We start from the raw sequence: 23772 nt of genomic DNA on the forward strand, positions 1-23772 counted from the left end.
CTTGGTGTGTTAATCTAAGAATCGAATAAAATTACCCTTTTTAAATAATGGAATTATCATTTTCGCTGTTTTTACTTCGCCATTTTTTGATTTTTTAGGCAGTTTTTTTGAGTAAGAGAGTCTTTGTACCATTTTTTCTAATTTGTGAGTATGTTATGAGCACTAAAGTTTATACCAGCACGTCGCCTGCGCGTCTATTATTGGTCGATGACCATCCGATGCTCCGTCGCGGTATCTCTGAATTACTGAGCCTTGAGGACGATGTCAAAGTCGTTGGCGAAACCAGCAATGGCCAAGAGGCATTAGTATTTTTAGAAAATAATGACGTCGATTTGGTGATATTGGACCATAAAATGCCGGTACTTACCGGCATCGAAACTTTACGAGAAATCAAAGCCAGGAATATTGACACTAAGACGGCACTATTCACGGTTTCAGATAGCGGCGAGGATGTGCAAGAGGCATTGAAATTGGGCGTCGATGGTTATCTGCTAAAAGATATGGAACCTGAGCTGATTATTATTGATATCAGAAAAATACTTCGCGGCGAGCTGGTCATTAGTCCAAACCTAGCTTCGATATTGGCACAAACCTTGCGCACGCCTAGTATCGAAGATATTGCCAGTAATTTAACTAGCAGAGAGCTGCAAGTGATTCAGATGATTGCTGAAGGGCTGAGTAATAAAATGATTGCTAATAACTTAGATATCGCCGAATCGACGGTTAAAGTACATGTCAAACATATCCTAAATAAAACGGGTCTGCGCACACGGGTAGAAGCCGCTGTGTGGACAGTGAATCATTTATCTAAGTAAAGAAGGTTTTATATCGTCCTGTTTTATCCGTTAAAATCTTATAGATTTAAGCGTATGATGGTTGTTGTTTATGAGCTTGTCTATAAGATTTTGGACGATACGCTAATGCCATGGCTAGCGTTATTAAGAATAGCAGCGCTGAGAAGGGCGGTTTTAGCAATGTTCCTGTCATGTTAGGTTAATAAGTATTATCTGTATTAAAAAACCCACTTAACGTTTGCTAAGTGGGTTTTTGTTTTCGGTAAAAAGCTATTATGAATAATTAGCCTTGTTCTGCAGCAATCTGACGATCGACAGAGGACATTTTATATTCATCACCAAAGGCATTTTCGGGTTCTGCCAACCAGAAATAACACACAATCCACGCAATAAATGCTCCGACCGCGATGATATAAAAGAACTGGTTCGGCTCTACAAAGGTGTAGATAAACAAGTAAAATACCGCACCAACGTTACCATAAGCACCTGCCATTCCTGATATCTGACCCGTTAGACGACGTTTAATCGAAGGAATAATGCCAAAAGTCGCGCCTTCTGCCCCTTGTACAAATACCGAGCATAGAATGGTGAAGACCACGGCGATAAATAACGGCCACTCGGCATTGAGCACACCCATTAGAATAAAACCAACACCGATACCAAACATATAAACCAACATCACCAAACGGCGATTACCGATTTTGTCAGAAATATAACCACCAAGTGGCCGCGCCCATAGATTTACAAAAGCAAAGGTAGAAGCAATCAAACCAGCCGCCGTCGGATCAAGTTTCCAAGTCGCGGCAAAGAACATTGGTAGCATGGAAACCACTGCAAGCTCAGCGCCAAAGTTGGCAAAATAGCTCACGTTTAGCGCAGCAACTGATTTAAAGGGATATTTATCATCTTCTGGAATTCCGGCCTTAATCATCGGCAAATTGACACTGATGGCTTTATAAATTTGATAAATGACCATTAATACAATCACGCTATAAGCAATGATAGCGCCAGCGACACTTAAAAATCCCATCGCTTGAGTACGATAAACGAGCAAAGACAAGACACCGTATAAAGGAATGATAAACAAGCAATATAGCCATAAATCTTTCCAGGTAGACACTTCTAATGCGCCCGCTTTACGAGATTTTTTATGCGTGCCAACCTCTGGGCCATCGGTGATTAGAAACCAATATGCCACGCCGTATAATGCCATTAATAAGCCAGATAGCGCAATTGCCCAGCGCCAGCCATCATCGCCGCCAAAGAACTGCAAAGCAACGGTTGGAATGGTAATCGCGGCGGCGGCTGAACCAAAATTACCCCAACCGGCATAAAAGCCTTCAGCAAAGCCAATGTCTTTGGGCTTAAACCATAATGTCGTCATATGAATACCGACGACGAAACCGGCGCCGACGATAGACATAAATAAGCGCGAGACGAAGAGTTGGGTGGCAGAGTTACCGAACGCAAAAAACCACGTTGGTATCGCCATCACTACCATCAAGATAGAAAACACGCGCCGCGGACCAAAGCGGTCCAATGCCATACCGACGATGACGCGCCCCGGAATCGTTAATGCGACGTTAGCAATTAAAAATAATTTGATATGATCGGGGGTTAGGTAGCTTTCTGTTTGTAGCATCGACGTTGCGAGCGGCGCGATATTGAACCAGACATAAAAGGTGAGAAAAAAAGCAATCCAAGTGTAGTGAAGCGCCCTAATATCACGGCGTTCGACCTCGAGTAGTTCTTTTGCATGCATGATAATGTCCCCATTATAAGTTCTGATGTCAGTAATGGACACAAAATAGCAATAAAGGGGAATCATAACCATTGAGCGAAAGCAGTATAGGGTCTACTTTGAATACTACTTAATAGGGAGGACAAAGGTGAATTGAGAGAGCAGAGGCACTTGTGGCGTTACATTTTTATTAATAGTCAAAAACATACAAAGGTAGTAAAACCGATTAAAAGGTGCTATTTTATATTAATGATAATTATTCTCAAATACATGTTAACCTTTAAGACAGATCGTTAACCTTTAAGGCAGATTGAGATAAAAAGCCTACATTAAGTAAACCCGCCAAGGAGTTGTCATGAGTTCCGCTACCAATACTGATACTAATATCACGAACGCCAACAATACTAATCCAAATCCCGTTATTCCAAGCCATTGGAAAATAAAACGTTCAACCCATTTTTTTACCAAAGATAAAGTGCCTAATGCCTTATTAACGCACCACAACACGGCCGAGGGTGTCTATGGCCAAATCTGCGTCATGCAAGGTACGGTCACCTTTTACGGTTTTGCTGACGAAGCGGCCACCGAGCCAGAAAAAACCATCGTTATCAAAGCCGGACAATTTGCGGTTAGCCCACCTCAGTATTGGCACCGTGTAGAGTTAAGCGACGATGCCCAGTTCAATATTAATTTTTGGACAGAAGGTGAAACAGAAAATAAGTCGCTATTTAATAGCTCTAAAATCCATAGCAAACCTATCGAGAAGTTGTTTGATAAACCAGAGGAATCTTAATTATCCAGCATTATAATTATTTAGCCTTATTGTACTATTACAAGCGCTTTTGTCGTGGCACAATACTGAATGTCTATATGATGCTAAGTGTTTATATGACGAATATTCATCCCTAGGAATAAGCATGTCAGCTTCTAGCAATCAGCACGAAAATAATATCGTGAGCAGTGATACTTATACTGAGGCAAAAAATTGCCGAGCGATGATTAAATCATTAACTCATATCAAGACGTGGTTATTTGTGCCTGCAACGCGAATAGATCGAGTAGCAAAAGCTTTTGCCAGTGGCGCAAATGCAGTGATTGTTGATTTAGAAGATGCGGTTGCACAGCCAGACAAAGCCCAAGCTCGCGCGGCATTAAAAGATTATTATGACAATCCGCAAAAGACTCAACATGAGGATAAAAGCCATCGTCCGATTTGGCTACGTATTAATCAAGCGGGGAGTGCTGAATTTACCAAAGACTTGGCCTTATGTCAGCAATTGCCTAAACTAACAGGCGTGGTATTAGCAAAAGCGGAACAGGCAACAGATATTGAAAAAATCTATCAAAAAACTGGGCTGCCTGTGATTGCCTTGATAGAAAATGCCATCGGCTTATACCATGCCAACGAGATGGCCAAGGCGAGTGGATTGATTGCATTTAGCTATGGTTTTTTAGACTTATGCAACGATTTGCAGGTACAAGTAGGTACAGCATCAGCAGACATCATCGCTAATCAGATTCGTTATCAGCTTATCCTGACTTCAAAAGTCCATCAATTGCTTGCGCCGATTGATAGTGTGTATGCAGACTTTAATGATAGCGCAGGGCTGCAAAAACGTGTGCATCTGTGGTTGCAGATGGGTATGTCTAGCATGCTTTGTATCCATCCTAAGCAGGTAAACGTCGTTAAAGACTCGCTACAGCCAACCGCCGGTGAGATTGAATTTGCCCAGCGGGTGGTCGCAGAGTATCAGCGTAGTGGTCAAGCGGTTTTTAAAATAAACGGTAATATGGTCGATGCGCCGGTGATTAAGCGCAGTTATCAGCTGCTATCAAATCTTCTGAGTCATTAATAAAACTTGTTAATAAAAAACCAGATAACTTCCATTATCTGGTTTTTTTACGTTTTTGCATTAGGTATAAGTAATTTGCCATTCGAGTTTTTCTCTCTAAATTTGGTTATAAATGAAGGACTTCACTCGTGATTTGATAAAAGTGAACCGCGCAGTTTATAAGAAACATAAGAATAAGCCAAAATAACTCTTAACATTCATATTAAATGAATGTTAAAATGTTTCCAATTTGATGCTAGATGTAAATATACATCAAATAGGTTTAGCGCATGAAGCGATAAAATCTATCCATTAACCCTAATGCCATCAAAGATTTAAGCCTTTAATCCCAGCTTTGATTTTACTTTATTCTTAATCTTAAGACTAAAGCATTACTCAGGTAGCAGGCTTAATGTTTATAAGATGATTGATAGATTTATCGTAACAGGCAGCGGTATTAATCATTTATGGAATTATAATTGCGCTTATGAAAATTCATTTAAAATGAATGTTAAGTGTTCAGTTTATCTATCTAGCCAGTAGGAGCAAGATATGGGCGAATATAAAAAGTATTGGTGGGGCTTAATCGCCGTCCTCGTCATTACCTTTACCTTTTTAGGTTGGGGCGGCGTGGAAGTCTATCGTACCGCACCTCCTATCCCTGATCAGTATATTGACAGCAGCGGAAAGGCATTAATCACAGAAGAAGATATTTTAGATGGTCAATCTGCTTGGCAGCGCACTGGTGGTCAGCAGCTCGGTTCGATACTTGGTCATGGCGCCTATCAAGCACCTGACTGGACCGCAGATTGGTTACACAGAGAGCTTGTGGCGTGGTTAGATATCAGGGCGCAAGAGCTATATGGGCATGATTTTGCCGCGGCAACAGACGATCAAAAAGCGGTACTTAATGCGCAGTTGAAAAAAGAATATCGTGGCAGCAATACCAATTCTAACAATCAAGTGGTATTGTCAGATACGCGTATCGCCGCTATTAATGAAGTCGCGCCTTATTATATCGGTCTATACGGTAATGAGCCTTCATTGCAAAAGTCGCGTGAAAACTTTGCCATGAAAAACAATACCTTGGCAGATATTGAAGACAGACAAAAACTGACCAACTTTTTCTTTTGGACCACTTGGGTTGCATCTACCAACCGTCCGGGTACTGATGCGACATATACCAATAACTGGCCGCATGAGCCTTTAATTGATAATGTCCCAACCTCTGAAAATGTCATGTGGTCTATCGCCAGTGTGGTATTCTTAATCGCTGGGGTTGGTTTTCTTATCTGGGGCTGGTCGTTCTTACGTAAAGAAGAAGACGTCAAAGAAGCAACGGCAAGTGCTGACCCATTAACCAAAGTGGCGTTAACACCGTCACAAAAAGCCTTGGCAAAATACGGTGTACTAGTCGTTGCTCTATTGGTATTCCAAGTATTTATCGGCGGTTTTGTCGCGCACTATACCGTTGAAGGGCAAGAGTTTTATGGTATTGCCGTCGCCGATTACTTCCCGTATTCGTTAGTACGTACGTGGCATATTCAAGCAGCCCTATTTTGGATTGCTACTGCTTTCTTGATGGCAGGCTTGTACTTAACGCCGCTTATCAATGGCGGTAAAGACCCCAAGTACCAAAAATTGGGCGTGGACATCCTTTGGGTGGCATTAATACTCGTGGTTGTAGGCTCATTTGTTAGTCAGTACTTTGCGATTGCCGGTATTATGCCTGCAAAATACAACTTCTGGTTTGGTCATCAAGGCTATGAGTTCATTGACCTTGGTCGCTTCTGGCAGATTTTAAAATGGGTTGGTATCTTATTCTGGTTGGTATTAATGACCCGTGGCTGTTTACCGGCGCTTAGAAGAAAAGAAGGCGGTGATAAAAACTTATTAGCGATCTTCTTTGCATCAGTCGTTTGCGTCGGTTTATTCTACGGTGCCGGCTTGTTCTACGGCGAGCGTACCCACTTAACCATCATGGAATACTGGCGCTGGTGGGTGGTACATTTATGGGTAGAAGGTTTCTTTGAAGTATTCGCCACCGTATCACTCGCATTCATTTTCTACAACTTAGGCTTGGTCAACAAAAAAATCGCCACCGGTTCTGCCATCGCTTCAGCGGCACTATTTATGCTCGGCGGTGTCCCAGGAACGTTCCACCATTTATACTTCTCAGGCACAACCACACCAGTCATGGCAATCGGCGCGTCATTTAGTGCTTTAGAAGTGGTACCTTTGGTGGTATTAGGCTACGAAGGTTATGAGCATTGGTCTATGCAGCGTCAAGCGCCATGGATGAATAAACTCAAATGGCCTATCATGTGTTTCGTTGCGGTCGCGTTCTGGAATATGTTGGGTGCAGGGGTGTTCGGCTTTATGATTAACCCACCAGTCTCATTGTTCTACTTACAAGGGTTAAATACTACGGCCACTCACTCGCATGCTGCATTATTCGGGGTCTATGGATTCTTAGCAATCGGCTTTGTACTATTGGTCATGCGCTATATCCGTCCTGATTATGTGTTTAGTGAAAATCTTATCAAAACAGGATTTTGGGCGCTAAATGCAGGCTTGGTATTGATGATTGTGACAAGTTTACTACCAATTGGTATTTTCCAAGCGCACGCGTCAATGACCGAAGGTCTATGGTACGCACGTAGTGAAGGCTTCTTACAACAAGATTTCTTAGTAACACTGCGCTGGATTCGTACCTTTGCTGACGTGATCTTTATTACTGGTGCGGTTTGTGTGGCACTGCAAGTGGTTAAATTTGCTTTTGCAAAACCCTCACATGCAAGTTATCAACCTGATAGCCCTGTAAATTCAGATACATTACCAACCAACCCAGTACATTAAAAGGTAAAAATAGTAAAATCAATTAAAAGCAAAAGAAGCTCTGCAATGGCAGGGCTTTTTTGTGGCTAAGCAAGAAGGAGTTTGATGCTGACTTCAAAGTGATAGTCATCTTTTACCGTAATAGCTATTTTACCCCTGTGGGCATTGACAATGGCGTGAACAATTGACAAACCTAATCCTGTCCCTATATGCATCGATAGAGTTTTATGATGTCGATAAAAGCGCTCTGATAATTTATCCACTTCTGCTTGCGTCATAGGCTCAGTCAGATGATTGGTAAAAATAATCTGTAAATATGATGCGGGCATGTTTGATGAAGATGAAATCTGCCCACTATTTACAACGCGCCCTGCGACGTTATCTGTGACAGTTGCGGCGCTAATATGAATAATACTATCACTTGCCGCATAATAAATGGCATTGGCGAGCAAATTCGCAAACAGCCTTTGCAGCAAACTTTCATCGCCAAGTATGGTTTTAAACTTACCTGTTTTCTTAAAAGAAATAGCGCGATCTTCGGCTATCCATTCGTAATACACCATCATTTTAGTCAGCAGTAAATCGCTATCCACGCGGTTAAACTGCGAATGAATCAAGCCTTTCTGGGTTTTTGCCAGTAGCAGCATGTTGTTAATCAGATTTGATAATTGCGCTAAGGTGTCATGCTGATGATGTAGCTGCTCGATATATTCGTGGCTGTCCCGCAGTTTGCTGAGCATCACCTGGGTTTGAGTGCTGAGAGTCGCAAGCGGTGTGCGCAGCTCATGGGCGATATCGTCTGAAAAGCGCGACAACGATTCGAAATTGTGCGCCAGCTTATCCATCATCGCATTGTACGACTCAGCCAGTGGTCGCAACTCGCTAGGCATATCGGCAACCACGATTCTATCGTCAAGTTGTTCAGCATTGATGCGGCTCATTTTTTGTCTAATGGTCGCAAGAGGCGCAAAGCCCAGATGAACACTAAAAGCGGCAATGAATACTAAAATAAAGGTAATAGCGACTAAGATAAGAATCAGCTGACGGTTAAATTGCGCCAAATACTGATGATGAACATCGATGGGTAGGGCAATGAGTGCTAAGCGACGGGTATGCTGGATGACAATAGCGCGATAATGGCGATCGTTGATGGTTAAATCAAACGGCTGCTCGTGATATTTTTGCCACAACATTTTGACTGCGCTATGATGACTCGATTGACTGATAAAACTTGTGGGCATACTAATAAGTACTTGCCCGTCGTTATCAGTAATGACGGTTTTGACTTCATAGTCGATACTAGCGTTCTGTAAAGCGAGCATCTGCTGAGAAAGTGGCTTTTTCTTAGTATTACTAGTGTCAAATATGCTATTGCTGTCCATATACTGGCGTAAATTAAACGCCGCATGGGTCAGTATCTCCGCATCCATTTGTTCAAAATGGTCATTAACCGAGCGCTGTATCCAGACATACAGAAATATTTGAGTGACGATGACGCACAAGCTTAAGAGCAGGATAGTGCGCCACAATAAAGATAGGCGACCATCCGTCGCAATCGGCGTCATATTATTCAATAACCGCATCGATAACGGCGCTATCATTAGCATCATCATCTATATCTAGCCGATAACCCATGCCGCGCACTGTATGAATCAGCTTAATCTCAAAATCATCATCGATTTTAATCCTTAGGCGCCGTATCGCCACGTCAATCACATTGGTATCGCTATCGAAGTTGATATCCCAAACTTGCGAGGCAATCACAGAACGCGGTAGCACTTCACCTTGGCGCTCAAGAAAAAACTGTAAGAGCGCAAATTCTTTGGCGGTTAATTTAATAGGCTGCTCGCCTCGCGTGACGGTACGTTTGGCAATATCCATCTTTAAATCGGCAATTTGTAGCACTGTGTTGGCATAATCAGTTTGATTGACGCGGCGCAATAGGTTTTTGATTCTGACCAATAACTCAGCAAAGGCAAATGGCTTGGTCAAATAATCATCACCGCCAATCTCAATGCCCTTTATGCGATCGCTTAAATCATCTTTTGCGGTCAAAAATAGCACTGGCGTCAGTTTGCCCGCCGCTCGATAATTGCGTACCAACTCAAAACCACTCACATCAGGCAACATCACATCCATGATGACCACGTTAAAATCCTCGGTCATCAAGGCATGATAGCCACCAAGTCCTGTCGTTTGCTGCTCGACGATAAAACCAGCTTCACTTAATCCTTTTTCAATATAGTCACCAAGTGATAGCTCATCTTCGACCAATAATATTTTCATAGCGTACTCGTGCCCATTATTTAGATTTTTTTTATAGTAATGCGATTGCGTTATTTACGAATGTCAAACCACCAATCATAGAACAATGCCAGCATCTTTCCTATGCCACACTTGCAAGATGACAAAATTGTCATCTTAGCGTCATCTCATTGTCAGGCTGATGCTGCTATCATTTTTATAAAAAATGAATAAGGCCCATTTTAATAAGAGCAGTTTGCGCCTTGCTAAACCAAATAAACAACGAGACCACAAAGTAAATAAACAAAGAGGCCACAAACCAAATATACGCGAATGTTGAGTCTACTAAGCAATGGTTATAAGCTAATGAAATACAATAAGAAATGCCATTAGTAATAGGCTGATTTATAAATAGCCTAAGTAAAGAAATAATTTTAATAATAGTTTTGATCATAACCTCAATATCATAGAGGAAGACTACTTTATGAAACATTCAGAACAAGAAAAAATGAATCCGTACATAAAATTCTCGTTGATGATTTTAACGTCCACTGTGGTGATGTATATCATGATGTACTTCAATACCTATAAATGGGATCATGTTTATTTTAGCGAAACTAGAGCTTATATGGCGCTGTATATGGGCGCCGCTATGTCGGTCATCATGTTGGCGTTTATGAGCCATATGTACAAAAAAACCAAGGTCAACCTTATCGTTTACGGTCTTAGCGTCTTGATGTTTGCCTTCGGTATTTGGGGCGTCAGATCACAAGCAACAGTCAATCAAGTTGATTGGATGCAAGCGATGATACCGCACCATTCGATTGCTATTTTGACCAGTCGCCGCGCCGATATCGAAGACCCAAGAGTACGCAAGCTTGCCGACGATATTATCGAAGCACAAGAGCGTGAAATCGGTGAAATGCAAGAACTCATTGAAGATCTTAAATAAATTAAAAAGGCTAAGTAATTTAAAGCTGTCAGGTGGAATAAAGATTAAGTAGGTATTTTGATAAATATTCTTAGTTAAATAGTTGTATTTAACGCAGCTATTTAACTATTTTTTTTGGTAAATTTCTCATTGATTTGCCATTTTTTAAGCTCCATTTAAACAAAGGATATACCATGAAAACCCCTAACCATTCACGCCTTGCTATGCTTGCTGCTAGCATCAGTGCCGCTCTGCTATTGAGTGCTTGTCAGCCTACTAATGAAAAAGCTGCTAATGAAAACGCTGGGACTACGCCTATTACAAAAGAAACGACGGTAGCCAATGACACAGCAACTGCAACAGCGACCAATTCGCATGCCGGTCATGATATGTCAGCGATGGCGACAGATACTGAGCACATGACAGTGACGCATAAAGCGTACAACGACTCGATGACAAAAATGCACGACGAGATGATGGTCGGGATGAATTACAACGATCCAGATACTGCGTTTGCTCAAGGTATGCTCGGCCATCATGTCGGTGCGGTTGAAATGGCGGAGATTCAGCTGAAATATGGTATTGATAAAGAGATGCGTCAATTGGCGCAAGAAATCATTGACGCCCAACAATCTGAGATTGAGCAAATGCAAAACTGGCTGGCAAGTCATCCTGATGCCACTGAAGCCACGCCTGACACTAAACCCATGCAACAAGCCTACGCTAATGGGATGGATGCTATGCACGATGAGATGATGGCAGGAATTGCTGATCCTAAACCTGATATGGCATTTGCGCGCGGTATGTTACCGCATCATAAGGGAGCAGTCGATATGGCAAAAGTAGAGCTAAAATATGGCAAAGATGCCGAAATGCGTCAGCTAGCGCAGGCGGTCATTGACGCGCAGCAGGCTGAAATTGAGCAAATGCAAAATTGGATTGCTAAAAATGGTGGCTAGTATTTTTTATAAAACGCTATGTTTGTTTAATATAAAAAGCTGTCCCTTAAATTAAAATAAAAAACCCAGCTAGGAATATCTTAGCTGGGTTTTTTACGATTGATAAACTCTTAGGCAGTTAAGACATGCTTTTAGACATTTTTACCATGTTGCTTTTGCTGAATGTCTTTTGCTAAGTTATAGCATTCATTGATATGGTCAGTGGCGATTTTTTTGAAAATCATATATCCCATGGTAGCCGCAACCATTTGACCACCTAAAGGAATAAACTTAGTCACTTGCTTGGCCGCGATACGACCACCGAAGCCTTGAACCGTCTTTTTAACGATACCGCGTGTTGCCATTAAGCCTGCAAAATCAACCGTACGGTCTTTTAGTGTCTTCCAGTGAATCTCGCGCGACTCTAAATCAACAGCAGATTGGCGGCCTTCAATCAGTCCAAAACGCTCACTGATTTCAGGTAGCAGGACGGTTAGCATGCTGGCATCAACTGCCACATCAAAAAAAGGCACAGGGACGATAGCGACACCGGCAGAAAGCTTGGCACGTTTTTTGACCAATTTTTCACATTCTTGTTTGATTTTATCAAGATCTAAATTGGGGTCAATCGTGTTAGGAAGTTTTTCAGCAGTTGGAGTGGTTTTCATAAAGCGTCCTTAAAATGAGTAATAGAAAAGCAGGGTAAAACTAATATAATAAGTAAAACTTTTAAAAACGATAAGGGTCTTATAGTCTTCTTATAAGTATCTTAGATGTTTACCATTTTATGGCTTTATAAGCCCCATACAATCCTTGCTTTGTAGCAAAATGCAGAAAATTACAGTCACTCTGCACCGTTTTTGTAAATTAGTGATACGTTTAGAGATTAGCCACCTAAAACCTGTAGATGCTCTACATTATAGGGTATATAAGTTATGTCATAAAACATACCAAAGCAATTGCTAAACCTAGACGACAGTGCTAAAAATTCCCATTGTAGCTATGTGCCAAAGCCAGTAGAATAGCACCATGCTAAATTTAACCCCCCGTTATACCAGCACTCGTATCGACGAGTTGCCCGCCGCGTTGCAACCAATTGCCGCCCAATCATTCACCCTAGCTAGACTTTATGCCGGTCGTGGTATCACTGCGCCTGATGAGCTCGAAACAGGATTGTCCGGTTTATTGCCAGCCGATAAGTTGCATGGCATCACGGAAGCGGTACGTTTATTGAATGCTGCTATCGATGGAGGGCAGCGTATCTTAATCGTGGGTGATTTTGATTGTGATGGTGCGACTAGTACGGCTCTGATGATGCGTGCGCTGACCAAAATGGGTGCGGTCGTTGATTTTTTAGTGCCTGACCGTTTTAAGTACGGCTATGGTTTGACGCCTGAAATCGTTGAATTGGGTATCAAGACCTATCATCCAGATGTGATAGTGACTGTCGACAATGGTATCTCAAGCCACGATGGCGTCGCACGTGCACAAGCTGATGGCATCACCGTTATTATCACTGACCATCATCTGACTACCAAAGAGACACCACCTGCAGAAGTAGTGGTCAATCCCAACCAGCTCGATTGCAACTTTAGCAGTAAGGCACTGGTCGGTGTCGGCGTGGCGTTTTATGTGCTTGGACGCTTGGCAAAATTACGCCGTGAAGCAGGCAAGTCTAGCGTACAAGTCAGCCAATATTTGGACTTGGTGGCGCTAGGGACGATTGCCGATGTTGGCGTACTGGATAAAAATAATCGTATTTTAGTTCATCATGGTCTAAACGCCATTCGCCAAGGACGCTGCTCGCTTGGGATATTGGCACTGCTTGAACAAGCAGGCCGCGACTCAAAACAATTACAGGCGCAAGATTTTGGTTTTGTTTTAGGTCCGCGTATCAATGCCGCTGGACGCATGGATAATATGCGCATCGGTATCGAGTGCTTGTTAACCGATGACTGGAGCACCGCACAGCGTTTGGCGCAAGAGCTTGAGCAGCTTAACCGTACGCGTCGTCATGTTGAAGGTGAGATGCGCGCGCAAGCGGATAGCATTGTGCAAGCGTTGGCTGTTGCTAGTAGTGGCATTAATACTGATGCTGACAAGAGCGATGAGATTATTCAGCAAAGAATTGAGAAGCCAACTGCTAATAATGGAAACCGCAGTATTATTTTATATCAAGACGATTGGCATCAAGGCGTCATCGGTATTGTCGCTGGCCGTTTAAAAGAAAGCTATTATCTGCCGAGCATTGTCTTTGCGCCAGCCGATGCAGAGTGTACGGATGACGACGATGCCATTAAAGGCTCGGCGCGCTCTATTACAGGTGTGCATATTCGTGATGCGATCGAGCAAGTCGCCGAACGTTATCCTAATCTCATCAGCCATTTTGGTGGTCATGCCATGGCAGCAGGTTTGACCATCAAACGGCGTAACTTCGATGACTTTGTGACCGCGTTTAACGAAGTGATGGCACAAATGGACGATGAAGTGTTTGCCGAGCAGAAATTTACCGACGGACCACTGCAAGCGGCTGACTTTAGCTTATGGTTTGCAGAGCATTTAGCCAATGCCAGCATTTGGGGTCATGGCTTTGTACCGCCGATATTTGATGGCGTATTTGAGGTATTAAGCTTTAAGATATTAAAAGATAAACACCTTAAATTGTCACTACGATATCCCGATGTGCAATATCCGATTGAAGCAATTCAATTCAATTTTGATAGCAACGCCTGGGATTACCGCGCCGACAAAGTGCATTTACTATTTCAGCTAGACATTAACGAGTGGAACGGTAAACAAAGCTTACAGTTGATGGTCAAAGATTTGGCTCTGGTAAAAGAGACGGTACAAGAGAGCTAACAGCTTAGTGTTGCCTGAAGTCGAGGTAATAATATTTGCTAGGCTTTAGTATTTCTGTGCTTTAATATCGCCATTCAATGGTTGGAAATTGCCAATCATAACGAATGGCCAGCATACGTAAAGTAAAAATCGTCGCCATTGCCGAGATATCCGTAATCCAAGCGGTTACACCAAGATTGTGTAGCGCAAAATAAAGAATGCCGCCCGTTAAAGAAGCACTGATATAAATCTCTTGCTGGAGCACCAGCGGGATCTCATTGCAAATCATATCGCGAATGATACCGCCGACAATAATAGTAATCACTCCCAGTAATAATGCTACTGGCACGTTGGCGCCCATACTATCTGCAACTTTGATGCCGATTAAGGTAAAGGCTGACAGTCCAATGGTATCGGAGAGTTTAAGAAATTTATCAACGCGTCTAGAGTTGGGGTGGAAGAATATCTGCATCATCATTGATGAGAGGGTGATAACTGTCAGATAACTCATATCCACCATCCAAAACAGTGGATGACGATCCAAAATCACATCACGCACCGTACCGCCGCCGATAGCGGTCACAATCGATACCAACAAGCAGCCAAATACATCAAAATTCTTATGCTTCGCTAATATCGTTCCTGAAATGCTGCAAGCGACAATCCCAATCATATCAAACAGATAAATCAGCGAGCCCGGATCAAAAGTAGTAATCAAGTCAGAGTCTAAAGCGATGGTGAGCATGGGTTTTTCTCATTAAAGCACTGATATTAAAATACTGCTATTTTTTCGCCTATGATGAAAATCGGCTAAACGACTAATTAATCGACCAAGCGAATAGAAGGTAAGTGCCAATCGAATTTAAGCGCCAACATACGCACAGCAAAGATGATAAATAGCATCATAAACTCATTGGTAACGGCATCAAGGCCGAAGTAATCAAGCCCCAGATATGACAATGACCCTGCAATACTGGCAGTGATATAAATCTCGCGCTGTAACAGCAAAGGTATCTCATTGCAAATAATATCACGCAATAAACCACCAATAATCGCCGTCCAAACCCCCATCATAACCGCAATCACCGGCGACATATCTTGCGCCAAAGCCACTTTAAAACCAATCACACTAAAAGCCGCCAAACCAATCGCGTCAAAAAATTTGAGCGCTTTATCAATCTTATGATACAGATGGAAGAAAATTTGTAGAATAAGGGAAGTAAGAGTAATGACGATGACATAGTTAAGGTCGGTCATCCAAAATAGCGGATGGCGATCGAGCGCCATATCACGTAAAGTTCCGCCACCAATGGCATTGACCATAGAAACCAAAATACAACCGGCAATATCAAAGCCTTTATGCTGCGCGAGCAAAGTGCCCGCGATGGCGCAAGCAATGACGCCCACCATATCTAATAAATACAGCAGGATATCGGGGAAAATAAAGTGATTCATCATGACTTATTTTAGCCTCAACCGTCTTTTGCAAATAAAATCAGCCCTAGAATAATTAGCCCAATGCCCAACAATCCCATTGCTGATGGTATGGCGTTATTTAATAGTAATATACCGCCAATTAACGCAAAAATGACCTCGCTGGCTTGAGTAGAATCAACGCCCGCCACTTCACTTGACGTCACCGCTTGTTCACGTGCATATAGGAAAATACTGGTCGCTGCCACTCCAGCCAACAATGCGACTAGCAAGGTATTAAATACCTGCGTGGTTTCGGGTGGTTCAGGACGCACTAACACACCTAGAATTAACCAAAATGGCAAGCTTCCAAGGGTCATCAGCCAGACTTTGTTAAAGGCGTTTTGTAGAAGTGTTGTCTCGATAGCCGGAATTCGAGCAATAAGGTTCTGCAGGACAGAAGCTGGTTTAATATTAACGGCGCTACTGGTATTTAAAGCAATATTGCTGTCCGCAGCGCTAGATGCAGCAGATAAGTCGTAAGCTTCGGAGATTAGGGGCTGGTTAGCATTCTCGTGATGATTTTGTTCACTATTGGGTTTCTCAGCTTGTCGTGCTTGTTGCAGCTTAGCCTCATCTTTAAGAGCATTGTGTTTGCGCAAGTTGTGTTTACGAGAATTGTGCGACACCTGCCAAACTAGCTGATTACCAATAGGGTAACTAAAAGCCGCAATCAGTGCGGGCAAAGCGCCGTAAAGCAGCATTTCTGCCATCGGCGCGCTGTCAATATCGGCTAGGGCAGAAGCGCGTAATCCTTCGCTAACGTTGACCAATACCACCCCGATAAAGACCAGTAGCGCATAGATAATAAATTTTTTATCGAAGCGTTGCCCAAATGCCAATAATACAAGCAAACTGGTCACGACGGTAAACATAAAGGTGGCCGCAACGACCCAGCCTGCGACGTGGTCGCCAGCATAGCAAATGCCGGTATAAAAAACACCAAAGCCAATACTGCCAGTAATACACCAAAATCCCCAATGTTGCCGAAAGATAGTTGCAAGCGCTTGAATCCGACCAAAGCCATGTTGCATGCTAATAAGAACGGTGATAATTAGCCACATAAAAACGTAGCGTAGGCTTGCCGACCAAAACCAATGACCGCCAGCATTACTCATCAGCTCATTTAAAATAAATGTCGAGCTAAAAAATGCCCCTGCCAATAAGCCTAATAAAATCAGTTTGACCATTTATCCGTCCTTGTCATCAGCTAGCTGTCTATTCAGAGTATAGATTTGGGTTGTCCATCTAACCTGACTATGTATATTATTCATACAGATTTGAGCAAGTTATTTGCCTTTTGCATCTGCCCAGATAATTTTGTGTAATTGTAATTGAAAACGGACGGGAAGGGCATCGGCTAATATCCATTCCGCAAGCTCGCGTGCTAATACAGGCACATCAGGGCTGCTCATCTCTTCACCAGTCGCTGCATTAATATCATCTGCAACAGTAAACATCGGTGAAAACCAAACCGTCGCAACCAATTTATCAAGTTGATGCTCAAACAATGCTGCCTTTGCCCACTCATAATCGGCGCGATTCATAATGACAAATTTAATTTGGTCGTGCGGCGTGAGGTAGTTGAGATTTGACCAAAGGTTCTTATCGACTTCACCCGAGCTTGGCGTTTTAAGGTCCATGACTTTACTGACCGGAGCCGGTACCTTTTCTAACGTCAGCGCCCCTGCGGTTTCAAGCGAAATCTCATACCCGTCATTTAGTAAACGTTTCATCAATTCAATGGCATTTGGCTGTGCTAACGGCTCGCCGCCAGTTAAGCAAATGCGTTTACAAGGATAGCGTTTGATGGTAGTAATAATGGCTTCTAACGATTGACGTTCACCGCCACTAAAAGCGTACTCGGTATCGCAATAAACACAGCGCAGAGGACAGCCAGTCAAGCGCACAAATATCGTCGGCAAGCCTGATGTCAGCGCCTCACCTTGCAAAGAATAGAAAATCTCAGTCAAACGTAACCCTGCTTCGGGGTCGGTAACAGGAATCGCTGCGGTGCGTAGTACAAGCTCAGTCATAACGGTTTCAAATAAGGTTAGAGATTGATCATGCTATCAAGCATTTATCAAATAAAGAAGGGTTTCATACTCTGGTTAACGCTAGGAGTGTCAGTATGTAAAAGAGACAAGGATTATAACGTAAAGTTTTGCATTAAACTGCTATAGGGCATTAAAAAAGATGCTGGAGTCAACCTCAGCATCTTTTATGATAAAAACAGGGCATACAATAACTAAAATTTAATCACCAAAAAGCTAGGCTAACCGTAATAGCTCATTGACAGACGTTTTAGCGCGGGTTTGCGCATCAACTTTTTTTACAATGATAGCGGCATACAAACTATGCGTGCCATCTTCGGAAGGCAAGCTGCCGGGTACTACCACTGAGCCTGCTGGCACACGACCGCGATGAATCTCACCCGTTTCGCGGTCATAAATACGCGTTGATTGACCGATATAGACGCCCATAGAGATAACGGCACCTTCTCCTATAATCACGCCTTCAACGATTTCAGAGCGCGCCCCGATAAAGCAGTTGTCTTCGATAATCGTTGGATTGGCTTGTAGGGGTTCTAGAACACCGCCGATGCCAACACCACCTGATAAATGCACATTTTTACCGATTTGAGCGCATGAACCAACCGTTGCCCATGTATCTACCATTGCCCCTTGATCGACGTATGCGCCAATGTTGACGTACGATGGCATCAAGACGGCACCGGCTGCGATGTATGAGCCTTTACGAGCAACTGCTGGTGGAACAACGCGTACGCCTGCTTCTTTAAATTGCGCTTCTGTCCAATTGGCAAACTTCGTTGGCACCTTATCGTAGAACTGTACATGTTCGCCCGCGGCTTGGACATAGTTATCATTTAAACGGAATGATAATAAAACCGCTTTCTTAGCCCACTGATTGACCACCCATTCGCCATCCTTTTTTTCAGCGACACGTAAGCTACCATTGTCTAATTGTTCAAGCACTTCGTTGATGGCGTCGCGTACGTCTTGTGGCATGGTTGCTGGGCTATAGTCGTTACGATTTTCAAAAGCTTGCTCGATGGTTTGTTGTAATGTCATAAATATTCCTAAAGTTGATAAAGGTAAATAAATAAGAGTAATAAATGTGGTCGGCTATAAAAAGTTTATAGCATTGCCGACAGTCTAGCGACTTTTAGCAAACGAGTGCGGCATGGCGCGACAATACTGCTATTAGTGATTGTATTAAACCTCTGCGGTATGGCTGTTTAACCAGTCTAAAATATCCTGATAAACCAGCGCTTTGTTCTGCTCATGGAGTGGTTCATGACGCATGTGTGGATAAAGCTGAAGTGTGATATTGCGAAAGTTCTGTTTTTCTAAACGGCTGACAATGCGGCGAATACCTTTACCCATATCGCCAATAGGATCGTTCTCGCCGCTGACCAATAACATGGGGAAATCTTTGGCAATGGTCGTCGCCCATTTTTTATTGAGACCGGTTTCCATGAGGGTAAACAAGGTTAAAAAACCATTATTGGTAAAGTCAAAACCAGTCAATGGGTCGGCTTCATACGCTTCGATAGCGGCTGGGTCTTCACTTAACCACGCAAATTCTGAAGATGAAATACGATTATCAAGCTTACTGTTAAGTATCTTATTCATTACAGTAGCAAAGACAGTATTGGGCTTTCTAGGCGCCGCTTTGGCCAGTATTTTATTAATTGGCAGCAGTACTTTGGTCAAAGGATTGGCATCAGCTGTCCCCATTAAAATTGCGCCAGTAAAGTTCTGCGCATGGTGCTTAAGGACGTTACGCACGATAAATGAACCCATTGAATGACCCATGATGAAATGCGGCACGTCAGGATGGCGTGACCTTAGGCTGTCTGCCATGACAATAACGTCTTTTAATAATAACTGTACCGGATGCTCGTCAGCAAAAAACCCCAATTCATCGGCTGATTTAACGGTCTGTCCATGGCCAAGCTGATCGTAAGTGGCAACCGCAATACCGTGATCTGCTAAAAACTGCCCAAATTCTGCATAGCGGCCACTGTGCTCAGTCATCCCATGAACAATCAATAAAGTGGCAGTAATTGCTTTAGAAACGTCGCTTGGCTCAAAAAAAGTGTGGTGCATATAATGAATGTTGTCAGACGAGGTAAGGTGTTCGGTGTTACTCATAAAAATCCAATCCTTAAATGGTGAAGGGTTAAAAATAGAGAGCGTATATACGTATATATAATTATGCAGGTTTTAAGATAAAGGTAAGTAATAAGGGCGAGCAATTTAATCATCAAGCTTTACGTGGTCAAATGTTTTGTCCGTTCGTGGTCATCGTACAATAGTCTGGGTCTAAATGCTTTTATTTTATGTTTTGATTGTTGTTGAAATTGATGGGGTAGAGTAAACCCGTAATTGCTAATATTATGTGTGTTGGCGCATTTACTTTAATTATTAGTACAGACCAGTAGATGGCAAAGATAGGTCGATTTTGTGATTTATAAGTGTATGAAATAAAAAACCACAGCCATAAAAAAACCCCCATCAAAGTGATGAGGGTCTTGGCAAATGCCATAATCGAATCAAAGTGGATTCAAAAAATTTACGACTAAAATATGGCTCTCCAACCTGGGCTCGAACCAGGGACACACGGATTAACAGTCCGTTGCTCTACCAACTGAGCTATTGGAGAATAAGCGGTAAGGATTATATTGCTTACTGCGAGCTTAGAAAGTCTCTAACGAGTTCTTGCTAAGTGGGGCGTATTCTAGCAAAGATAAAAAATACGTCAAGCTTTTTTTTGCAGATTTTAGAAAGATTGCGTTTTTACTTGGCAGATAAAAGCATTCACAAGATTTTTAGCGCAAAGACAGGGCTAAAGTAATCATAAATAACTCTAGCCATATAAATAAAAAATATCTCCTACGCACATTCTAAGGTCTTTATTTGCGATTTAGTAGAGGCTGCTGTATAACGGATATTTAAAATAAATAGGCTTCTGATAACAGCAAGGAATATTATGTCGCAATATAATACTAGCTCTACGACCAAAAGTGCGCCTTTAAACCATGAGTTATACATGTCGGTGCTGATGACACCAGATATGGCAAACTTTATTGGTAATGTTCATGGCGGTGATTTGCTCAAGATGCTCGACCAAGTTGCTTATGCTTGCGCCAGTCGCTACAGTGGTAGCTATGTGGTGACGCTATCGGTCGACCAAGTGATGTTTCGCGAGCCTATTTATGTCGGCGAGTTAGTTACCTTTGCCGCCAGTATCAACTATGTCGGTAGAACGTCTATGGAAGTGGGTATTCGCGTTGAAGCGGAGGACGTACGTGCCCGTACGATTCGCCATACCAATAGCTGTTATTTCACCATGGTAGCGATTGATGATAACGGTAAACCTACGCCTGTTCCTGAGCTTGAGATTAAAAATGAGATGCAGCAATGCCGTTTTGACGCAGGCTTGGCGCGTAAAGACTTGCGTATGCAAAGCTCACATCGTCCTAGCTGCGATATCAATCAGATGATTGGTGAAAGTTTAGGCGCTAGCAAAATGGCCGATAACAACGTCGCTGAGAACGACATGATTGGCGAGCTTTCTCAGCATAGAAATACGAATTAGGGCACTTTAATCGTCAAAGTCAGCAATACTTAAACAAAGTCTCACGAAAATATTACTGACCATCGGTAGGTTTTTGGTTAAATTTAATGAGAAATAATGCAGATAAAGGCAGTTAATTTTTACTATTTGACTGTTCATTTTGGCTGCGTTAATACATTACATAAACCATTTATTGAGACTCATATGAGTTCAGAAACCCCCGAATCATCGACTACCCATTCTAAAGATCAGTTAGCGCCGCAAGCCACTCGTACTCGCGGCGGTGGCGCGCGTCTTGATACCAATCTTACAAAAAATACCAGTGTTATAAAAAATAATCCTGTCGCCGAAAATGGTATCAATACTACGCTTAATTTTGCCAATGCTTCTAACCCTGAAGCCAATGAAGAAGATAAAAAATCTTCATCGCTGGTTACTGTCCTGATTGCAGTCGGGGCAAATATTATTATTGCCATTGCCAAAACAGTGGCAGCATTTATGACTGGCTCTGCTTCTATGATAGCGGAGTCGGCGCATTCGTGGGCGGATGCAGGCAATGGTACTTTGCTGATTGTGGCGGAGAAAAAAGCGGTCAAACCTGCCGATCAGAGTCACCCATTAGGCTATGGTAAAGAGTCATATGTATGGTCGATGATTGCGGCTTTTGGCGTTTTTATGGCAGGCTCGATTGTTTCCATTTATACCGGTATCACTGAATGGAATGCGCCCGAGACCGAAACCAATTATACCATTGGCTTTATTATTTTAGCGGTGGCGTTCGTGCTTGAGGGCTTCTCACTTCTACAGGCGTATTTACAAAGTAAAAAGCATGGCGAAGCCATCAATGTCAGCGCCTTAGGTTATGTTGTTAACACCTCAAACCCAACTTTGCGCGGTGTGTTTTTTGAGGATTTGGCAGCGGTCATCGGTTTAGTGGTGGCAGCCGCCGCGATGGGAATGCATGCCTATACGGGAGAGCCATTTTGGGACGCCCTTGGCTCTATTATCGTTGGCATATTATTGGGAATGGTTGCTATCTTTTTAATCAACCGCAATCGCGACTTTTTGGTTGGTTATAAAGTCTCAGAAAAAATCCATTGCTATGTATTAACGGAGCTGTTGAATCATCCTGATATCGATAGCGTGTCTTATTTGCATTTAGAGTGGGCCGGACCTAAAAAAATATTTATGGTGGCAGCCGTAGATATTGCGGGTGACCAACAAGAAAAGCAAATTGCACAAAAATTTGAAGACATAGAAAATCAGTTTCGGGCAAATCCACTATTTCAAGAAGCTATCTTGACGTTATCAGTACCTAATGCTGAAGTTTTACGTCTGCCAGATGACCAGTGTCCTTAAAGAGAATTGCGCTTAAAATAGTCTGCCTGATAATAAATAACTGCCACGTATAATAATATGAGCCCGCTATGAAACATTATCTTAAATCTACTAAAAAAAATACCAGTCGGCGTCCTGTCAGCATAAATCCATTACTCACTTTAGTCGTGGCAACGCTGATGTCGGGTACTATGATTCCAGCCAATGCAGAACTGACTATTCATAATGAGCCCAGTCAAGCTAAACCGTCTAATCAAAACAAACAAGTCGCGACGCCTGCAAGCAATGCTATTAATAATGACGCTAATACTGTTACCAATCAGGCCAATACTAACAAGCTAGCGCCGACTGATATTTCTATCATTAAACTTATGCAAGTGATGCACATTGATGAGCAAATCCAAGCTATCGTCGATGGCCAAAAAGCCGCTATCGATGCTATCAATACGCAAACAAGGAATCAGGCTCAAAGTAGTAGTCAGCAAGTAAACGATAAACGGCTAAGTAAGCATCAGCGTGAGTTACAAGAGCAAATCCAGAGTGTATTAGGTCAATATGCTAAGATTATGACTAATGGCATAGGTAACGCCGCTGATACACAAACCTTGACGCAAGCCTATATCAGTGCAGCTAAGACTTATTATACTCAAGCTGAGGTGGATGCCCAAATTAAATTCTACGATACAGCGGTGGGACAAAGTATCCTTGCCAAGCAGCCACAAATTACCGCGGCTTTTTTACAACAATCCTTGCCTGACGATACTAGTGAAACTGAAGCACAATTAAGCGAGCTATTGCCACAGATGAAGCAGATTATTAAAGGAGTTCTTTAACGTCACTATTTTCAAGCATAACCTTAACATCAACGCACATCTTCTTTAAAGGCAATTCTGACAGGCCTAAAGGTGCTTTTTTGTTAAAGACACTTCATTTAAACCTTAGCTTAAATGAAAACCGAAAATCTTTATGCATAAAAAAGGTCACTATAAAAGTGACCTTTTTTAAACTGACCTAAGTAATGTTTATTTATAAGCTTATTTAGCCCGTCTTATTTTTTTGGCGCATTTGCACCGATAAACCAAGCATCTTTATCAACAATACGGCTTACTTCTGTCAACAAATCAGCAGTATCTTCATCGCCAGCATCACTGGCTGTATCAATACCTTCACGTAATGACGCTGCAATGGTTTTATAACGGTT

General features: G+C 42.5%; 20 protein-coding genes and 1 tRNA gene. 10 read left to right on the top strand and 11 right to left on the bottom strand.

Going from position 1 to position 23772, the window contains the following annotated elements; all coding sequences use genetic code 11:
• The first annotated feature begins 155 nt into the window (after positions 1–155).
• Positions 156–815: a two-component system response regulator NarL gene (gene narL / locus B4K26_RS10805; protein WP_296245475.1), complete on the top strand. Its 660-nt coding sequence runs from the start codon at positions 156–158 to the stop codon at positions 813–815.
• A gap of 262 nt (positions 816–1077) precedes the next feature.
• Here narL and B4K26_RS10810 read toward each other — a convergent pair whose 3' ends face one another.
• Complete coding sequence (locus tag B4K26_RS10810; RefSeq protein ID WP_296245476.1) at positions 1078–2556, bottom strand: MFS transporter; 1479 nt, start codon at positions 2554–2556, stop codon at positions 1078–1080.
• 334 nt (positions 2557–2890) lie between these two features.
• Here B4K26_RS10810 and B4K26_RS10815 point away from each other — a divergent pair, with 334 nt between their 5' ends.
• The 3 genes from B4K26_RS10815 to B4K26_RS10825 all read left to right on the top strand — a co-directional run bounded on the left by B4K26_RS10815 (position 2891) and on the right by B4K26_RS10825 (position 7226).
• Positions 2891–3328 carry a DUF1971 domain-containing protein gene (locus B4K26_RS10815; protein WP_296245477.1) on the top strand — a complete coding sequence of 146 codons (438 nt, stop codon included), beginning with the start codon at positions 2891–2893 and terminating at the stop codon, positions 3326–3328.
• Positions 3329–3452: 124 nt separating this feature from the next.
• On the top strand, positions 3453–4388 hold the full coding sequence (locus tag B4K26_RS10820) for an HpcH/HpaI aldolase/citrate lyase family protein (RefSeq protein ID WP_296245478.1): 936 nt from the start codon (positions 3453–3455) through the stop codon (positions 4386–4388).
• Between the two features lie 531 nt (positions 4389–4919).
• Positions 4920–7226: a nitric-oxide reductase large subunit gene (locus B4K26_RS10825; protein ID WP_296245480.1), complete on the top strand. Its 2307-nt coding sequence runs from the start codon at positions 4920–4922 to the stop codon at positions 7224–7226.
• A gap of 65 nt (positions 7227–7291) precedes the next feature.
• Here the strand turns inward: B4K26_RS10825 and B4K26_RS10830 are convergent, their stop codons facing one another.
• Together B4K26_RS10830 and B4K26_RS10835 are read right to left on the bottom strand one after the other, a co-directional pair.
• Positions 7292–8770, bottom strand: a complete 1479-nt coding sequence (locus tag B4K26_RS10830; RefSeq protein WP_409521396.1) for an ATP-binding protein — start codon at positions 8768–8770, stop codon at positions 7292–7294.
• Between the two features lies 1 nt (position 8771).
• The gene (locus B4K26_RS10835) at positions 8772–9491 is read right to left on the bottom strand and encodes a heavy metal response regulator transcription factor (RefSeq protein WP_296245482.1); all 720 of its coding nucleotides are present in this window, start codon (positions 9489–9491) and stop codon (positions 8772–8774) included.
• A gap of 442 nt (positions 9492–9933) precedes the next feature.
• Here B4K26_RS10835 and B4K26_RS10840 point away from each other — a divergent pair, with 442 nt between their 5' ends.
• A complete protein-coding gene (locus B4K26_RS10840; RefSeq protein WP_296245483.1) occupies positions 9934–10401 on the top strand; it encodes a DUF305 domain-containing protein in 468 nt (155 codons plus the stop codon).
• A 173-nt stretch (positions 10402–10574) separates the two neighbouring features.
• Positions 10575–11339 (top strand): CopM family metallochaperone, encoded by a 765-nt coding sequence (gene copM / locus B4K26_RS10845; protein ID WP_296245484.1) that lies wholly within the window; start codon positions 10575–10577, stop codon positions 11337–11339.
• Between the two features lie 131 nt (positions 11340–11470).
• Here copM and B4K26_RS10850 read toward each other — a convergent pair whose 3' ends face one another.
• Positions 11471–11986 (bottom strand): hypothetical protein, encoded by a 516-nt coding sequence (locus B4K26_RS10850; protein WP_296245485.1) that lies wholly within the window; start codon positions 11984–11986, stop codon positions 11471–11473.
• A 361-nt stretch (positions 11987–12347) separates the two neighbouring features.
• On the opposite strand from B4K26_RS10850, the gene recJ reads away from it, so the two are divergent.
• Positions 12348–14177: a single-stranded-DNA-specific exonuclease RecJ gene (gene recJ / locus B4K26_RS10855; protein ID WP_296245486.1), complete on the top strand. Its 1830-nt coding sequence runs from the start codon at positions 12348–12350 to the stop codon at positions 14175–14177.
• A gap of 61 nt (positions 14178–14238) precedes the next feature.
• On the opposite strand, the gene B4K26_RS10860 is transcribed toward recJ, so the two are convergent.
• The 7 genes from B4K26_RS10860 to B4K26_RS10890 form a co-directional block, all read right to left on the bottom strand.
• Positions 14239–14901 carry a trimeric intracellular cation channel family protein gene (locus tag B4K26_RS10860; protein ID WP_296245487.1) on the bottom strand — a complete coding sequence of 221 codons (663 nt, stop codon included), beginning with the start codon at positions 14899–14901 and terminating at the stop codon, positions 14239–14241.
• Positions 14902–14978: 77 nt separating this feature from the next.
• A complete protein-coding gene (locus tag B4K26_RS10865; protein ID WP_296245488.1) occupies positions 14979–15614 on the bottom strand; it encodes a trimeric intracellular cation channel family protein in 636 nt (211 codons plus the stop codon).
• A gap of 14 nt (positions 15615–15628) precedes the next feature.
• Entirely contained in the window at positions 15629–16819 is a 1191-nt protein-coding gene (locus tag B4K26_RS10870; RefSeq protein WP_296245489.1) for a multidrug resistance efflux transporter family protein, read from the bottom strand.
• A 99-nt stretch (positions 16820–16918) separates the two neighbouring features.
• Entirely contained in the window at positions 16919–17665 is a 747-nt protein-coding gene (queE, locus tag B4K26_RS10875) for a 7-carboxy-7-deazaguanine synthase QueE (RefSeq protein WP_296245492.1), read from the bottom strand.
• Positions 17666–17899: 234 nt separating this feature from the next.
• On the bottom strand, positions 17900–18721 hold the full coding sequence (gene dapD / locus B4K26_RS10880; RefSeq protein ID WP_296245493.1) for a 2,3,4,5-tetrahydropyridine-2,6-dicarboxylate N-succinyltransferase: 822 nt from the start codon (positions 18719–18721) through the stop codon (positions 17900–17902).
• A gap of 144 nt (positions 18722–18865) precedes the next feature.
• On the bottom strand, positions 18866–19807 hold the full coding sequence (locus tag B4K26_RS10885) for an alpha/beta hydrolase (protein WP_296245494.1): 942 nt from the start codon (positions 19805–19807) through the stop codon (positions 18866–18868).
• A 435-nt stretch (positions 19808–20242) separates the two neighbouring features.
• Positions 20243–20318, bottom strand: a tRNA-Asn gene (locus B4K26_RS10890).
• Positions 20319–20645: 327 nt separating this feature from the next.
• Between B4K26_RS10890 and B4K26_RS10895 the strand changes: the two genes are divergently transcribed.
• The 3 genes from B4K26_RS10895 (at position 20646) to B4K26_RS10905 (ending at position 23404) form a co-directional block, all read left to right on the top strand.
• Complete coding sequence (locus B4K26_RS10895; protein WP_296245495.1) at positions 20646–21254, top strand: acyl-CoA thioesterase; 609 nt, start codon at positions 20646–20648, stop codon at positions 21252–21254.
• A 183-nt stretch (positions 21255–21437) separates the two neighbouring features.
• Positions 21438–22592 carry a cation diffusion facilitator family transporter gene (locus B4K26_RS10900; RefSeq protein ID WP_296245497.1) on the top strand — a complete coding sequence of 385 codons (1155 nt, stop codon included), beginning with the start codon at positions 21438–21440 and terminating at the stop codon, positions 22590–22592.
• A 68-nt stretch (positions 22593–22660) separates the two neighbouring features.
• Positions 22661–23404: a DUF2059 domain-containing protein gene (locus tag B4K26_RS10905; protein ID WP_296245499.1), complete on the top strand. Its 744-nt coding sequence runs from the start codon at positions 22661–22663 to the stop codon at positions 23402–23404.
• The last annotated feature ends 368 nt before the right edge of the window (positions 23405–23772 follow it).

It is taken from the genome of Psychrobacter sp. UBA6766 (genome assembly GCF_002453355.1).
Lineage (GTDB): Bacteria > Pseudomonadota > Gammaproteobacteria > Pseudomonadales > Moraxellaceae > Psychrobacter.

Excerpts from the sequence above, each read along its gene's own strand:
- narL (WP_296245475.1), top strand. The coding sequence starts at position 156 with ATGAGCACTAAAGTTTATACCAGCACGTCGCCTGCGCGTCTATTATTG.
- B4K26_RS10810 (WP_296245476.1), bottom strand. The coding sequence starts at position 2,556 with ATGCATGCAAAAGAACTACTCGAGGTCGAACGCCGTGATATTAGGGCG.
- B4K26_RS10815 (WP_296245477.1), top strand. The coding sequence starts at position 2,891 with ATGAGTTCCGCTACCAATACTGATACTAATATCACGAACGCCAACAAT.
- B4K26_RS10820 (WP_296245478.1), top strand. The coding sequence starts at position 3,453 with ATGTCAGCTTCTAGCAATCAGCACGAAAATAATATCGTGAGCAGTGAT.
- B4K26_RS10825 (WP_296245480.1), top strand. The coding sequence starts at position 4,920 with ATGGGCGAATATAAAAAGTATTGGTGGGGCTTAATCGCCGTCCTCGTC.
- B4K26_RS10830 (WP_409521396.1), bottom strand. The coding sequence starts at position 8,770 with ATGACGCCGATTGCGACGGATGGTCGCCTATCTTTATTGTGGCGCACT.
- B4K26_RS10835 (WP_296245482.1), bottom strand. The coding sequence starts at position 9,491 with ATGAAAATATTATTGGTCGAAGATGAGCTATCACTTGGTGACTATATT.
- B4K26_RS10840 (WP_296245483.1), top strand. The coding sequence starts at position 9,934 with ATGAAACATTCAGAACAAGAAAAAATGAATCCGTACATAAAATTCTCG.
- copM (WP_296245484.1), top strand. The coding sequence starts at position 10,575 with ATGAAAACCCCTAACCATTCACGCCTTGCTATGCTTGCTGCTAGCATC.
- B4K26_RS10850 (WP_296245485.1), bottom strand. The coding sequence starts at position 11,986 with ATGAAAACCACTCCAACTGCTGAAAAACTTCCTAACACGATTGACCCC.
- recJ (WP_296245486.1), top strand. The coding sequence starts at position 12,348 with ATGCTAAATTTAACCCCCCGTTATACCAGCACTCGTATCGACGAGTTG.
- B4K26_RS10860 (WP_296245487.1), bottom strand. The coding sequence starts at position 14,901 with ATGCTCACCATCGCTTTAGACTCTGACTTGATTACTACTTTTGATCCG.
- B4K26_RS10865 (WP_296245488.1), bottom strand. The coding sequence starts at position 15,614 with ATGATGAATCACTTTATTTTCCCCGATATCCTGCTGTATTTATTAGAT.
- B4K26_RS10870 (WP_296245489.1), bottom strand. The coding sequence starts at position 16,819 with ATGGTCAAACTGATTTTATTAGGCTTATTGGCAGGGGCATTTTTTAGC.
- queE (WP_296245492.1), bottom strand. The coding sequence starts at position 17,665 with ATGACTGAGCTTGTACTACGCACCGCAGCGATTCCTGTTACCGACCCC.
- dapD (WP_296245493.1), bottom strand. The coding sequence starts at position 18,721 with ATGACATTACAACAAACCATCGAGCAAGCTTTTGAAAATCGTAACGAC.
- B4K26_RS10885 (WP_296245494.1), bottom strand. The coding sequence starts at position 19,807 with ATGAGTAACACCGAACACCTTACCTCGTCTGACAACATTCATTATATG.
- B4K26_RS10895 (WP_296245495.1), top strand. The coding sequence starts at position 20,646 with ATGTCGCAATATAATACTAGCTCTACGACCAAAAGTGCGCCTTTAAAC.
- B4K26_RS10900 (WP_296245497.1), top strand. The coding sequence starts at position 21,438 with ATGAGTTCAGAAACCCCCGAATCATCGACTACCCATTCTAAAGATCAG.
- B4K26_RS10905 (WP_296245499.1), top strand. The coding sequence starts at position 22,661 with ATGAAACATTATCTTAAATCTACTAAAAAAAATACCAGTCGGCGTCCT.